At 57.0% G+C, this 14078-nt stretch carries 14 protein-coding genes and 3 pseudogenes; 9 read left to right on the forward strand and 8 right to left on the reverse strand.

The window, feature by feature from the left end; translation table 11 throughout:
• Positions 1 to 7 precede the first annotated feature (7 nt).
• The gene (locus IWX87_RS14235) at positions 8 to 871 is read left to right on the forward strand and encodes a DUF6671 family protein (protein ID WP_196864192.1); all 864 of its coding nucleotides are present in this window, start codon (positions 8 to 10) and stop codon (positions 869 to 871) included.
• A gap of 25 nt (positions 872 to 896) precedes the next feature.
• On the opposite strand, the gene IWX87_RS14240 is transcribed toward IWX87_RS14235, so the two are convergent.
• The 3 genes and pseudogenes from IWX87_RS14240 to IWX87_RS14250 form a co-directional block, all read right to left on the reverse strand.
• Complete coding sequence (locus IWX87_RS14240) at positions 897 to 1481, reverse strand: chromate transporter (protein ID WP_196864193.1); 585 nt, start codon at positions 1479 to 1481, stop codon at positions 897 to 899.
• The gene (locus IWX87_RS14245; protein WP_196864194.1) at positions 1478 to 2053 is read right to left on the reverse strand and encodes a chromate transporter; all 576 of its coding nucleotides are present in this window, start codon (positions 2051 to 2053) and stop codon (positions 1478 to 1480) included. The genes IWX87_RS14240 and IWX87_RS14245 overlap by 4 nt, the downstream gene beginning before the upstream one ends.
• A gap of 233 nt (positions 2054 to 2286) precedes the next feature.
• Positions 2287 to 2364: pseudogene (locus tag IWX87_RS14250) on the reverse strand (3-oxoacyl-ACP reductase); the annotation flags it as partial.
• A gap of 182 nt (positions 2365 to 2546) precedes the next feature.
• Here IWX87_RS14250 and IWX87_RS14255 point away from each other — a divergent pair.
• The gene (locus tag IWX87_RS14255; protein WP_196864195.1) at positions 2547 to 3215 is read left to right on the forward strand and encodes a DsbA family oxidoreductase; all 669 of its coding nucleotides are present in this window, start codon (positions 2547 to 2549) and stop codon (positions 3213 to 3215) included.
• Positions 3216 to 3227: 12 nt separating this feature from the next.
• Here the strand turns inward: IWX87_RS14255 and IWX87_RS14260 are convergent, their stop codons facing one another.
• On the reverse strand, positions 3228 to 3566 hold the full coding sequence (locus tag IWX87_RS14260) for a hypothetical protein (RefSeq protein ID WP_196864196.1): 339 nt from the start codon (positions 3564 to 3566) through the stop codon (positions 3228 to 3230).
• 325 nt (positions 3567 to 3891) lie between these two features.
• On the opposite strand from IWX87_RS14260, the pseudogene IWX87_RS14265 reads away from it, so the two are divergent.
• A pseudogene (locus IWX87_RS14265) lies at positions 3892 to 3981 on the forward strand (glutathione S-transferase); the annotation flags it as partial.
• A 448-nt stretch (positions 3982 to 4429) separates the two neighbouring features.
• Positions 4430 to 4876 (forward strand): annotated as a pseudogene (locus tag IWX87_RS14270) (PA2169 family four-helix-bundle protein); the annotation flags it as partial.
• A 102-nt stretch (positions 4877 to 4978) separates the two neighbouring features.
• Here the strand turns inward: IWX87_RS14270 and IWX87_RS14275 are convergent.
• The 4 genes from IWX87_RS14275 to IWX87_RS14290 form a co-directional block, all read right to left on the reverse strand.
• Positions 4979 to 5302 (reverse strand): hypothetical protein, encoded by a 324-nt coding sequence (locus tag IWX87_RS14275; protein ID WP_196864198.1) that lies wholly within the window; start codon positions 5300 to 5302, stop codon positions 4979 to 4981.
• Complete coding sequence (locus IWX87_RS14280; protein WP_196864199.1) at positions 5299 to 5499, reverse strand: hypothetical protein; 201 nt, start codon at positions 5497 to 5499, stop codon at positions 5299 to 5301. Before IWX87_RS14280 ends, IWX87_RS14275 begins: the two co-directional genes overlap by 4 nt.
• 226 nt (positions 5500 to 5725) lie before the next feature.
• On the reverse strand, positions 5726 to 6673 hold the full coding sequence (locus IWX87_RS14285) for a Ku protein (RefSeq protein WP_196864200.1): 948 nt from the start codon (positions 6671 to 6673) through the stop codon (positions 5726 to 5728).
• 51 nt (positions 6674 to 6724) lie between these two features.
• Positions 6725 to 7318, reverse strand: coding sequence for a type 1 glutamine amidotransferase domain-containing protein (locus IWX87_RS14290; RefSeq protein WP_196864201.1), 594 nt, complete (start codon positions 7316 to 7318; stop codon positions 6725 to 6727).
• Between the two features lie 205 nt (positions 7319 to 7523).
• On the opposite strand from IWX87_RS14290, the gene IWX87_RS14295 reads away from it, so the two are divergent.
• The 5 genes from IWX87_RS14295 to IWX87_RS14315 all read left to right on the forward strand — a co-directional run bounded on the left by IWX87_RS14295 (position 7524) and on the right by IWX87_RS14315 (position 14022).
• The gene (locus tag IWX87_RS14295) at positions 7524 to 8003 is read left to right on the forward strand and encodes a CHRD domain-containing protein (protein WP_196864202.1); all 480 of its coding nucleotides are present in this window, start codon (positions 7524 to 7526) and stop codon (positions 8001 to 8003) included.
• 430 nt (positions 8004 to 8433) lie between these two features.
• Positions 8434 to 8907, forward strand: a complete 474-nt coding sequence (locus IWX87_RS14300) for a hypothetical protein (RefSeq protein ID WP_196864203.1) — start codon at positions 8434 to 8436, stop codon at positions 8905 to 8907.
• Positions 8908 to 8918: 11 nt separating this feature from the next.
• Positions 8919 to 9131, forward strand: a complete 213-nt coding sequence (locus IWX87_RS14305) for a hypothetical protein (protein WP_196864204.1) — start codon at positions 8919 to 8921, stop codon at positions 9129 to 9131.
• Between the two features lie 74 nt (positions 9132 to 9205).
• Entirely contained in the window at positions 9206 to 11590 is a 2385-nt protein-coding gene (locus tag IWX87_RS14310) for a YgiQ family radical SAM protein (protein WP_196864205.1), read from the forward strand.
• Positions 11591 to 11790: 200 nt separating this feature from the next.
• The gene (locus IWX87_RS14315; protein ID WP_196864206.1) at positions 11791 to 14022 is read left to right on the forward strand and encodes an ATP-binding protein; all 2232 of its coding nucleotides are present in this window, start codon (positions 11791 to 11793) and stop codon (positions 14020 to 14022) included.
• Positions 14023 to 14078 lie beyond the last annotated feature (56 nt).

Raw genomic sequence — 14078 nt, forward strand, 5'->3', positions numbered from 1 at the left:
TCAAGCAATGCAGAATTTTACGGATGTCCGCAACCTGTACCGGGGCCGTCATGTTGCTCTGCTGACGCAACACGGCAAGGAAGCCATCATTGGGCCTATTCTGGAGGCGGCAACAGGCTGCCGTGTAGACCTTGTGACAGGGTTTGACACCGATCAACTTGGCACTTTTACCCGCGATATTCCACGCTCCGGCTCGCAACTGGAAACGGCGTTGAAAAAAGCCCGCATCGGCATGACGCTGGCCAGTTCTCGCGTCGGCTTGGCAAGCGAAGGTGCTTTCGTTGCCGACCCTTACACCGGTCTGATTCCCTGGGATGTCGAGCTGGTCGTTTTCATCGACGATGAAAACGGACTTGAACTCACCGGGATTGCACAGGGGCCAGCCAAAAGTGGACATCGGGAAGTGAATAATTGGGAAGAAGTGGTGGCTTTTGCAGAAGAGGCTGAATTTCCATCCCATCACCTTGTCGTCATGGCAAAAGACGATCAGGCTTCGCCTATTTACAAAGGTCTTTACAACTGGACCTTGTTGCAAAAAGCGTATGAACAAACAGCCAGCCGGTCAGTAAAAAGTGGTGTCATCGTCGAAAACGACCTGCGTGCGTATTGCAATCCGACGCGCCAGAAACTCATTGGGGTCGCAACCGACAATCTTGCGCACAAGCTCAGTTCATCCTGTCCGGTTTGCGTAGCACCAGGCTACTGGATGACCCGGACCGTTACTGGTCTGCCATGCGCCCTTTGTGCAAGCCCCACCCGGCAAGCGCTGGCCGATATCTGGTCGTGCCAGCATTGCGGTCAAAGCGAAGAAAAACGCCGGGCCGGTGCATTGCTTGCCGATCCTTCACGCTGTGACAGGTGCAATCCCTGAACAGGTCAGTTGTGTATTTTTGCGCTTAAATCCAGCCGTACCAGCCCAGCAAGGCACCTGCGCCCAGCAGCCAGAGCAGGTGCGTTCTGGTGCGCCAGACCATCAAGGCGGTAACGATCGTCACCAGCCACACCGGCCAGTCTTTCAATGAACTGCCGTTGGCGCTTGCCAGAATCCAGCCGGTGGCGATAAGCAATGCCACGACGATGGGCGCCATGCCTTGTTTGAAGGCGCGCACGGCAGGTAAATCGCGGTTGCGATAGCCCCATTGGGCAGCGGCATAGGTCAGCACCGTGCTGGGAATCAGGATGCCCGTCAGCGCCAGCACCACGCCGAGCAGGCCGGTCATCATGCCGCCGGCATTCAGGCCGACATTCCAGCCAAGCAGCGCGACGAACAGCACATTCGGGCCAGGCGCGGCCTGGGCGATCGCAATCGAGGCATTGAACTGCGCGTCGGTGAGCCAGTGCTGCTGATCGACCAGAAAGCGGTGCATGTCGGGCGCGGTGGTGATCGCCCCGCCTATCGACAGCAAAGAAAGCGTCAGGTAATGCAAAAACAGGTTGATCCAGTCTTGCGGACCAAACACCAGGGTGATCGGCTCCGTCATGGCTTGAGCTTTTGGTAGGCCACGGTGCAGGCCACGCTGCCCAGACCGAACAACACATAAAACAAGGGCCAGCGCAGCAGCGCAATGGAGACAAAGCACATCAGACCAAAAGCGATGCACAGCCGCAGACCGAGCACATTTTTCAGCAGTGCGCCAAACAGTTTCAGGCCGGTCGCCGCAATCAGCCCGGCGGCCACCGCGCCCATGCCGCGCAGCGCGCCCGCGACGCCCGGATGGTCGGCAAACTGGGCATACACCAGCGCCAGCAGCAGCACCAGGATCAGCGGCACCGCCAGCATGCCGGCCAGTGCCGCCATGGCGCCCTTCAGCCCAAAGTAGCGCCCGCCAATCATCAGTGAAAGGTTGACCACATTGGGACCGGGCATGATTTGCGCCACCGCCCAGTCCTCAATGAATTCTTCGCGTGTCATCCAGCGTTTTTTTTCAACCATTTCGCGTTGCACCACGGCCAGCACGCCGCCGAAACCCTGCAGCGCCAGGAGAGTGAAGGAAACGAACAGGTCAGTCAGGGACTGGGGTTGCGGATGGTCGGGTATCGGCAGGGAAGGCATGCGTGAATTATCGCTGCAGGCTTGAAAAAGCAAGGTCGGCGCGGGGCGATGGAATGAGCACTGATCTAATCAAAAAAACATAGCTGCTTGTGCCCGTCCAGCATGCGCCAAAGGCATAAAACACCAATAAAATGAACGCACTGAATGATAGGGCGTTTGTTGGTCACGCCATTCACGACACCACCCATCGCAACCTTGTGGCCTGCAGGCAAGCGCTTGCCCGCGCTGGCGTCAAACTTGGTGGCGTCGCAGTTGGTCTGACCAAAGTTGCCAAAGATGCCCACCACCGAGCTGGCATCGAGAATCACGCCCCGTAGCTACATGGCCTGCTCCGTGTGATGAATGAGCAGGCCATAGTGACCGCGCTTGCGGACTGCCGGGTTGACGTGCATCCCTCCGTTGATCGGAGGACAATGCCTGAAATCCACTTCAATACAAAACCGGAAAACGGGCCATTCCCGGAATGCCGCGTTTTGGCTTACAGAAAACCCCCATGACTACCTTGATAAAGATTGATTTTGTTTCCGACGTTTCGTGCCCCTGGTGCGCCATTGGTCTGAAAGCACTAGACGAGGCGCTGGCACGTGTGGCGGGCGAGATCACCGCCGAACTGCACTTCCAGCCTTTCGAGCTCAATCCGAAGATGGCGCCCGAAGGCCAGGAAATCACCGAACACATCACCGAAAAGTACGGTATCACGCCGGAGCAGGCCCACGTCAATCGCGAAAACATTCGCCAGCGCGGCGAGGATGTCGGTTTCACGTTCAGCCGGGCCGACCAGCCCGGAGGAGGGCGCAGTCGCATTTACAACACGTTTGACGCCCATCGCTTGCTGCATTGGGCCGGACTTCAGGGAAGCGGCGTGCAAAAGGCATTGAAGGAAGGTCTGCTGAAGGCTTACTTCACCGATGGCCAGAGTCCTGCTTCACACGAGGTGCTGATCCGTGTAGCTGGCGAGTGCGGTCTCGACCCGGTTCAGGCCGCCGAAATGCTGGCAAGCGATGCCTATACCGAAGAAGTACGCGAGCGAGAGTCGTTTTACCTGACCCAGGGGATCCATTCGGTGCCTGCGGTCATCATCAACGACCGCCACCTGATTTCCGGTGGCCAGCCGGTTGAGGTGTTCGAGCAGGCGCTGCGCCAGATCGCTGCGGCAGGCTGAACTGCATTCAAATCAGTCCGGCTTTTTCACGCTGGCCTGGTCATGCTGGCTGGCGGCACTGGCAGACCCGGTTTTCGTGCTGCCATCGCTCGCGTCCTTGAGCGGTTTGGAAGCAGAAAGCCTGTCTGCGCCGGACTTGTCAGCACCCTGGCCGCCTTCTTTGCTTGAACTGCCAGCATCCCGGCCGAACGAATTGTCAGCATGGCCATAGCCGCCATATTGCGCACCTGTCTGGTCAGGATGAAGCGGTGGACTGCTCTGCACTTCCTGACTGGGTACCGATTCATTTGAAGTTGTGGTGCTGACTTCAGTGGCTGGCTCTGCCAGATGCTTTGGTTTTCTTGGGTTCATTTGAATTTCCTTGATGAAATCGTTGAATTGGGACCATGCAGAAAGCATGTTTCATGCTGGGAATTGGGCCAAACATTCGGCCCAAAGCCGTGCCAGGTTGCAGACTTTGAGTAGCCTGTGATGAGGGCGCGAATTGAATGTATGAAGTTCTCAGGATTAAAGGAATCGGACCTGGATGAACTCGGTGTAGGACAAGCCAGGACTTTCCGATATGGCCACGGAGCCAAGTTCCCCTTGCTTTTATTGCTATCGAATAAGTAGCAGGTTGATCAGGTGGTTCATACGCTGGAGTGGTATTTTCAACAAAACCATTGAAAGTCAACACATGGCTTACCCGCTGCATTACTGGCCCGGTATTCAGGGGCGCGGCGAATTCCTGCGGCTGGCGTTGGAAGCGGCTGGCGCGTCCTATGTAGCGATGGTATGCGGGGTTATCTGCAGAGTGACAGGCGCATTGCGTTCAGCGAAGACGGCATTTTCCGGAACTGGAGAGCTGAGTCCTACTGCTACGTGTTTGATAGCTGTTGGTGATTACAGGACGCGCTCAAAGCGTTTATTTGGCGTCAAAAATTCTGGTTGGACCGGCACACGCGCCGCCTGGGGTTGGGTGTTGTCTGCAATGGCGGAACGGTTTTTTCCTACATCGCTGTTTGTGCTTGCCTGACCGGTGTTGGGTTTCATCCGGGAGAGTATTGATGCTGAACCGAAAAACGCTGCCCAGAGGCCTGACCTTTCAGGTATTCAGCGAACGCATCGATAGCCTGCGGTGTTGAAACGCTTGATTTCGATGGTGTTCAGTTATGTCGCAATTCGGCAGATTTTTTCAACCTTGACTTGATGGAGCCAACCCCATGCCAGCTACCAACGACGATGTGATCAGCACGTTGAACGACCTTCTTGAATCGTGCCGCGACGGTGAATATGGATTCACCACTTCCGCCGAACATACCGAATCGCCTGACCTCAAAACTCTGTTGACACGCCATGCCAGCGAGTGCCAGGGCGCTGGCCAAGAACTGCAAGCGCTGATTCGTCAGCTTGGGGGCGAGCCGGATGAAGGTGGTTCCATGTCAGGAGCGTTGCACCGTGGATGGGTTTCGGTGCGTGGCGTGTTGAGCGGTCACAGCGACCAAGCCATGCTGGACGAATGCGAGCGGGGCGAGGATTCTGCCGTGGCCAGTTACCGCAAGGCGCTCAAGCAGGACTTGCCACCGGCCATCCGTAATGTTGTTGAAAAGCAGGCTCAGGGCGCTCAAAAAAATCATGACGAGATCAAGGCCCTGCGCGATTCACACAAGGCGCGTCACTGAACTATTTCGTGAATTCCTGCTTGCCTGCCGACATTTTGCGATGCGGCAAGCCAAAGGCCTCAACTGGCTATCCGGTTGAGGCCTTTTTTCCAGTTTGCGTGTTCAGTTGTCCAAACCTCTGGCGCAACTGACCTGGGCATCAAATTGTGTTCCCTGCCGGGAGTAGTCACTGTCGGTCACGCGACAACCTGAAACCATCTCGATCGCTTGACGAAGGGATGTCTGGGCGCTGGGCGTTTGTGCAAGGATTTTTTCGTTTCCGGCGGCGCTGGCGGTCCAAGTGCTTTCGGTAATCTGCCGGACGCGAAAGGATTTGCCGTCCAGAGTCATCATGCGGGGCGCAGGCTCTGCAGTTACTCCAGGCAGGGTGCAACCACTTATTCCAAGGCTGGCTACAGCAAACGCCCAAGCAATGCACTGTTTCATGAATTACCAGCTTTGATTAGCATGGAAGCTGATGGTTGTTGTCCCGCTATGGCTGCTGACTGGCCATGGTCAGGCGTGAGTTGTGCCTTGGGCGTGGGCACCATCGGAGTAGGCGTTGGCAGTTTGGCGTCAGGACAGCCTGAAAGCAACAGGGCTGCGCAAGCCAGTGGTGGCACTAAAAAAAGACGTTTTTTCATCAGATTCTCCAAGACAGTTCTTCGGCATCTCCAAATCATAGGCGGTCATTTGTCGGCCTGACAGAAACCGAACTGATGTTGCGGCCAAGGCCTACAGTCGAATTGGATGGTCCTGGCAGCGCTCGATTGGTGTTCGGATCCAAAGGTGAAAATTCATCTTTGTTTTTGAAATTTTGGCAGGCTAGGGCAAAGGCATTTTTACCACTTTTTAAAGCGCTTGACGCGTCTATCCAGTCTTGCGACTGCCTGTCAAACCGGAGGTTGCGTACTTGATTTCGTCAGGCACCGGTGCTTTTTTCTTGGCTGACAAGGCGCTTGCCCTGACCTTGCCTTTTGCACTGTTGCCATTCCCAGGCGTGTCGGATACCTCGCTTTTGTGCAGGCTGCGCTGCAGCAAGTCACTGAGGTTCAGGATTTGCGCGCCAAAAGGAGTCGTTTCTTCGGCATCCTCTTCAAATTGTGCAATGGATTGCAGCTGTCCGGCTGCAACCTTGCGTGCAACCAGCGCCAGGATTTCGTCCTTGAAAGAATCGCTGAACTGGTGCGGGTCCCACTTGCCGCGCATGTCCTCAATCAGCGCCACGGCCATCGCCAGTTCTTTGTCACTGACGCCCGCTGCCTTCGGTCCTTTGGGTGGCAGATCAAGGTCTTCCCAAGAGCGGATTTCATCACCCCAGCGCAGCAGATTCAGCACCAGGCCCTGGCCCGACGGCACAAGCACGGCCAGATGCTGTTTGTTTTGCAGCACGAGCCGGGCCACACCTACCTGCCGGGTCTGCAGCAAGGCGTCGCGCAGCAGCGCATAAACCTTCTCGCCTTTGTTAATCGGCTCCAGGTAGTAGGGCTTTTCCAGGTAAACGAAAGGAATCTGTGTATTGGGCACAAAGCTGTCAATGGCAATGGTCTGCGTCATCTTGGGGTAGGCCTCACGGATCTCCTCGTCGGTCAGCACCACATAGCAGCCTTTTTTGTATTCGATGCCCTTGATGATGTTTTCGGCCTCAATTTCCTGACCTGTGACCTTGTTGATGCGCCGGTAGCCCACAGGATCCAGGGTGCGCTTGTCCAGCCAGTCAAAATCGAGCCCGGTATTGACCGTGGCCGAATGCAGGGCCACCGGGACATGCACCAGCCCGAAGCTGATGGCGCCTTTCCACACCGCACGTGTTGCCATGAATTTTCCTTTGGTTGGGCTTTGGGACGTTAATAAAGTGGCCTGTCCACCTTAAGCCGCTGAAGACGAAATGTCATCCGACGTGCCCCGTATATGCTTGACCAAAATGTCTTTGAACGCCGCATTAAAGGCAGGAATGTCGTCAGGCGTGCGGCTGCTGACCCAGTTACGGTCCACCACAACCTTTTCATCGACCCAATAAGCCCCGGCTTTTTCCAGGTCGCGCTTCACGTCCGGCGCACTGGTCATCTTGCGGCCCTGCACCAAGCCAGCCGAAATCAACAGCCACGGCGCATGGCAAATTACGGCAATCGGTTTGCCTTGCGCATCAATCTGTCTGACCAGCGCCTGCGCATCCGGATTGTTTCGAATGTGACTGGCGTTGACTTCGCCGCCTGGCAGCAAAAGCGCGTCGAATTCATCAGCCCCAGCTTGCTTGAAGGTCGCGTCCACATCAAAAAGATCGCCCGGTTGGTCGTGATGGACGCCACGGACCTGGCCCGTTTTATCGGACAGCATGCGGATGATCGCTCCAGCTTTTTCAAGAGCGGCTCGTGGCTCGGTCAGCTCTGCCTGTTCAAAACCGTCGGTAAGAAAGATGCCAATGCAAAGGCTGCCCAAAGTGGGTTGCGAAGTGTTGGACATGGTTTTCTCCTGGGTTCACCATGGTCTCACTTTGAACCGCGCCCTCAGGGGTATTTGTCGGCGCGCCAAGTTCGATGGCGTAGGAGAAAGGCCCCAATTCAGACCGTGCAGGCCCATAAAACGCTTTCCATTAACAATCGGGTTTATTCTGTCGTTGCGTATTGTTCGCAGGATCGCAATCAATTTTCATTTATCGGGAGACCCCATGATTCAACGTCGCCAAGCCCTTCGCCTTTCACTCGCCACGCTGACTGTTTCAGCCCTTGCCGTCATTAGCGGTTGCGGCATGATGAAATCAACATCTACCGACATGGCCAGTGCCAACATGGTGGCCCTCAGCACGCAGTTGCGAGCCGGCAATGAGGTTCCGCCCAATGCCAGTCAAGCCACTGGAACCGTCGATGCCGTGCTGAACAAGGAAACCAATTTGCTGCGCTGGAAAGTTAGCTACACCGGCTTGAGTGGTCCTGCCTCCATGGCACATTTCCATGGCCCTGCTGCTGTCGGCGCGAATGCCGGCGTGGCGTTGCCATGGCCAAATCCTGTCACCAGTTCGATGGAAGGCAGTGCCACACTGACCCCTGCGCAGTCAGCCGAGTTGGTTGCCGGCCGCTGGTATGCCAATATTCACACCGCCATGCACCCCGGTGGCGAAATCCGCGGCCAGATGATGGTGAAAAACTGATTTGCAAACTTTGTCTTGGCCATTGCTTGCATGGCTGAGACCATTCAGTTACTGGGTGAAGTAGGCTTTTTGTGCTTAGAACCAGTCAAAACCCAGGGTTTGCGAATGCATCCTTGCCAGCTATGGAGCAGGATGCACAGCAGTATGGGAGCGGGCTGTACCAGCGCCCGCAGTGTTTGACCGTTGGGGTTGACCGCAAACGTGTATATGGAAAGCACTTATGGCCGTTGCCGACAAGGCAGGCAGGTTCAGTGCTTCACGTTATATAAAGCCGATGAAAATAGTTCATCGGCTTTCACCCTTTTCAGCAGCATAAGATTTTTGGCGTGGCCTTTGCCGACAGCCCATGTTGTGTGCGTTGAAATTAATCCGTGCGTACCGGGTTTGGCCGACAGGCCAGACGTTTTGACCAGTACCAAAGAGACCCGCCATGGCATCGCATGACCATCAACAGAAACATGAGCAGCAACTGGCGCAGTTTTATCTGGCGTTTGAAAACGGCGGCTTGCTTGGTGCACTTCGGTACCTCAATGCCCGCACCACGTTTCGCTACACCGCCATCTACCGGCTTGACGGGCAGATGATGCGCAATATCTTGTTGTTCGACCGTGATGGCGAAAACCCCACCAGCCTGTCAGAATTGCCGTTAGGCGACAGTTTTTGCCAGTTCGTGATGCGCGACAACGGTTTCAATACGGCCAATTCTGCTGACGACATGCGGCTGCTTGGCCATCCTTACCAGGGTATCCTGAATTCCTATTTCGGCCTTCCGTTGTCTCGCAAAGCTGGGACGATCTACGGCACGTTTTGCCATTTCGACGCCCAGCCCATGGAGATTGCCGACAGCGAAATCGCCTTCCTTGAAGCGGTCAGCACGTTGCTGATGGATCAGCTCGACAGGTAAAGCGCGGTGTGATGTTTGACGCGCCCCGGCAGAAAGTTTCTGATTCGATAGCTGCGCTCTCTTTGCAGCATTGTGTCAAGACCGTGGTCAAGGCATGGACGGCTGCCATCCACAGCATTCAGCGCACCATCGCCGACTGCATTTTTCGTCGTCCGCAGGGCATGGACTTTCATTTCCAAGGCGTATATCAACGCCGGGTTCCCCTGTCGTCGATAAAACCTTAAAATCATGGGTTAAGTAAAAATCGCAGACGTTGTCATTTGGCCGTCCGCGCGATTTCAACCATGAATCGCCCGCCATGAACGCCCCCATCGACGTCTCGTTTTTCAACCGCGCCGCCAAGCCCATCACCAGTTACCGCAAATACTGGGCTGCCCGTTTCGGCACCGCCAAATTCCTGCCGACGACCCGCGCCGAGATGGATGCGCTGGGCTGGGACAGCTGCGACATCATCCTCGTCACTGGCGACGCATACGTTGACCACCCCAGCTTCGGCATGGCGGTGATTGGCCGGGTGCTGGAAGCCCAGGGCTTTCGTGTCGGCATCATTGCCCAGCCCGACTGGCAAAGCGCCGAGCCCTTCAAGGTGATGGGCAAACCCAACCTGTTCTGGGGCGTGACCGCCGGGAACATGGACTCGATGATCAACCGCTACACGGCGGACCGCAAGATTCGCAGCGACGACGCCTACACGCCCGGCGACATCGGCGGCAAGCGGCCCGACCGCGCTGCCATCGTCTACAGCCAGCGCTGCCGTGAAGCCTACAAAGACGTACCCATCATTCTGGGCGGCATCGAAGGCAGCCTGCGACGCATCGCGCATTACGACTACTGGTCCGACAAGGTGCGCCGCTCCATCGTCGTCGATGCAAAAAGCGATTTGCTGCTCTATGGCAACGCCGAGCGCGCGCTGGTCGAGATTGCCCACCGCCTGGCCGCACGCGAACCGGTGCACAGCATCACCGATGTGCGCGGCACGGCCTTCGTGCGCCGACAGGACGACGAAACCGGCCGGGGCTGGTTCGAGATTGACTCGACGCAGGTCGATGAGCCGGGCCGCGTCGAGTCGCACATCAACCCTTACATGACCACCAGCGAACAGGCGGCCGAGCAAGGCAGCACCTGCGCCAAGGAAGACGGCGAGAAGGCTGCTGCTGAAAACGTAGCTGCTGGTGCAATGCCAGCAAGCGCTACAGGTCAATTAAGCTTAAAGACAGAGGCCAACCCGGCGATCAAGCCACTGACCTTCTTTCCGAATCCTGCGCTCTACGGCAAAGGCAATGTCAAGGTGCCGCCGCGCGACCGTACCGTAATTCGACTGCCCAGCTACGAGCAGATCAAGGCCGACCCGGTGCTGTATGCCCACGCCAACCGCGTGCTGCACCTGGAAACCAACCCCGGCAACGCCAGAGCCTTGGTGCAGGCGCATGGCGAAGGCACGACCGCGCGCGATGTCTGGATCACGCCGCCGCCCATCCCGCTGACCACCGCCGAGATGGACTACGTGTTCGACCTGCCGTATGCACGCTCCCCGCACCCGAGCTACGCCGACGACAACGGCAGCCACGACGGCGTGACCAAGATACCGGCCTGGGAAATGATCCGCTTTTCGATCAACATCATGCGTGGCTGCTTTGGCGGCTGCACCTTTTGCTCGATCACCGAGCACGAAGGCCGCATTATTCAGAGCCGTTCCGAGGAATCGGTGATCCGCGAGATAGAGGACATCCGCGACAAGGTCGAAGGCTTCACCGGCACCATTTCCGACCTGGGCGGCCCGACGGCCAACATGTACCGCCTGGGCTGCAAGAGCCCGGAAATTGAAGCCGCTTGCCGCAAGCCAAGCTGCGTTTACCCTGGTATCTGCCAGAACCTGACCACCGACCATGGCCCGCTGATCAAGATCTACAAGCGCGGCCGTGCGCTCAGGGGTGTCAAGAAAATCCTGGTCAGCTCGGGTTTGCGTTACGACCTGGCGGTGAAAAGCCCCGAGTACGTCAAGGAACTGGTCACGCACCATGTCGGTGGCTACCTGAAAATTGCACCTGAGCACACCGAGCAGGGGCCGCTGACCAAGATGATGAAGCCCGGCATCGGCAGCTATGACAAGTTCAAGCAGCTGTTCGAGAAGTTCAGCCTGGAAGCCGGCAAGAAGCAGTTTTTGATTCCCTACTTCATTGCCGCCCACCCCGGCACCAGCGACGAAGACATGATGAACCTGGCAATCTGGCTGAAGAAGAACAGTTTCCGGGCCGACCAGGTGCAGACCTTCTACCCCAGCCCGATGGCAACGGCCACGGCGATGTACCACAGCAACAAGAATCCGCTTCGCAAAATCACCCGTGACAGCGAAACCGTGGACATTGTTCGCGGTGACAAGCGCCGCCGCCTGCACAAGGCATTCTTGCGCTACCACGATGCCAACAACTGGCCGTTGCTGCGCGAAGCGTTGAAAACGATGGGCCGCGCCGACCTGATCGGCAACGGCAAGCACCATTTGATTCCGACCTTTCAGCCGATGACCGACGGCACCTACACCAGCGCGCGGCGGAAAAATTCGACGGCTTCCGTGGCCCCGGCCGCGCCTGTCAAGGGCCGCATGCTCACGCAGCACACCGGCCTGCCGCCACGGGACAACGGCTCGGGCAAGGTGTCCGGCAAACTGGTGCGCAAGCTGCGCTAGGCAGCTGCTGAAAGAGCAAAAGAAATTTCAGGTGTTTCAAGGCTCTGGGCATGCAAAGCATGCCCGGGTAGCTACAAAAACAATAGCGTCTTTTTTGCTGTCATGGCTGGCTGGCTGACAGGCAGCGCTGCGAAATAGGCGTAAGGTTGCATGGCAATAATCGTCCATCCTGAAACCTGTCCGGCGCCTACTGTAAAAACATGAATCCAAACCTGACCGATGATGTGCCCGCGCCGGCCATGCCAGGTTTTCTGGCCAACGGTGGTGAAATGGGCGCGCTCATCAGCGCCAGTGACTGGCATAAGACCTCTCTTGGCGGTGTTGAGGGATGGCCACCCGCTTTGAAGGTTGTGCTGGCATCACTGCTGAGTTGCCCGCAGCCTATATTCCTGGCGTGGGGACCGGAGCTTTTCTCGTTTTTCAATGACGCCTATCGTCCCATGCTCGGGAAGCGCCTCGAGGGTGCGATGGGAAGGCCATTTGCCGAGTTGTGGTCCGATGCCTGGCCTGATCTTGAGCCGATCGTGCGCAAGGCACTCGACGGAGAAGGCTCGCTTTACGAAAACCTGCCGCTCACCCTGACCCGCAACGGCTTTGAAGAAGCCACCTGGTGGTCGTTTTCTTATATGCCCTTGCGCGACGCCAGTGGGGCAGTCGCTGGCATGTATTGCATCACCACCGAGAAAACCGAACAGATGCTGCTGTCACAGCAGGCGGCGTTCGAGCAAAAACGGCAGTCGTTCCGGATCGAACTCAGAGATGCCCTGCGCGATGCCAGCACGCCCGAAGCCTTGATGGCGACTGCCGCAGAAAAGCTGGGCCAGCACCTGCAAGCGGGTTGCGTCGGCTATGCGCAGGTTGATGCCGAGGGCAAGTGGATGCAGGTTCACCAGGACTGGACCGCTGCGAATTGCCACAGCATAGTAGGAACCCATCGACTTGACATTTACGGTCCCGCGATGATGGCAGAGGTGCGAGAAGGTCGAACCGTTGCAGTGAGCGATGCATTGACCGACCCGATTGTCGGCGCGGCTTATGCAGCAGCTTTTGAATCTGCCGGTGCGAGGGCCATCATCAATACCCCGTTGATCAGGAATGGACATCTTGCCGCGATCCTGTTTGTGCTTAATCCTGAGCCGCGCAACTGGACGCTTTCCGAAAAAGCACTGGTCGAGGAAATTGCCCAGCGGACCTGGACATCGCTGCAGCGACTGCAGACAGAGCTTGACCTGCGCGAAATGAACCAGGCGCTTGAGCAGCGCACGACCGAACTGCTGCGCACGGAAACCGCGCTGCGGCAGTCACAAAAACTCGAAGCGCTGGGCCAGCTTACCGGTGGTGTGGCGCATGATTTCAACAATCTGTTGGCTGTCATCAGCTCCTCGGTCGAGTTGTTGCGCAGCGACAAAATACCTGTCGAGCGGCATAGCCTGTATCTGGACATGATTTTCGATACGGTGGCGCGCGCAGTCAAACTTACCAGCCAGTTACTGGCTTTCGCCCGACGGCAGCCTCTCAGTCCCGAGGTGTTTGATGTCGACCTGCAGGTAAAAAGCGTGGTTGATCTGGTTCGTCCCCTGATGGGGTCACAGGTACAGGTTGATTTTGAGCCTTCCGGGGGGAGTGTCTGCTTTGCCATGGCAGATATCAGCCAGTTTGAAACCGCGCTGGTGAACCTTTCCATCAACGCACGCGACGCCATGAACGCAAAAGGCCTTCTTACCCTCAAAGTGCATGCCGTGGACAGCATTCCGGCTGGCCCGGGTCATGACCGCCGCGTGGGTGAATTCATTGCCATTTCTATGGCTGACACGGGCTGCGGGATTGCGCATGACAAGCTGCAGGCCATCTTCGAGCCTTTCTACACCACCAAGGAAGTCGGCAAAGGCACGGGCCTGGGCTTGAGCCAGGTGTTTGGTTTCACCAAACAATCGGGCGGAGAAGTCGAGGTGCGCAGCGTACCCGGCAAGGGCTCTGTTTTTACCCTGTACCTGGCGCGTGCCATGCCCTTGCTCTCGCTACAAAATGCAACGGAGCTGACAAAACCGGATGTTCAGGGCCATCGCACCAGCGTGCTCATCGTCGAGGACAACCAAACCCTGGCACAAATGACGTGCGAAATTCTGGATGATCTGGATTACCGCACAACCTGGGCGGCCAGCGCAGAGGCTGCATTGGCCCTGTTGGCCAAGGATGCAGGCCGCTTTGACCTGATGTTTTCCGACGTGATCATGCCGGGAATGGGCGGCATCGAGCTTGGGCTTCTGGTGCGTCAACGCTACCCTGGCCTGCCGGTCGTGCTGACCAGCGGCTACAGCGCTGCCATGGCCGAAAAGGGACGACACGGCTTTGAGCTGATTCAAAAACCTTACACGTCTGAAGCGCTGGTGCGGGTTTTTTCCAAGGTGATTGCCGGTCAGTCGTCTGCTTAAAGCAGTCCGTCTTTCAGGACTGAACAGCTTGATTCGAAAATTCGAAACCTTGAAAA

Source organism: Polaromonas sp. CG_9.7, assembly GCF_015752205.1.
Classification (GTDB): Bacteria; Pseudomonadota; Gammaproteobacteria; order Burkholderiales; family Burkholderiaceae_C; genus Polaromonas.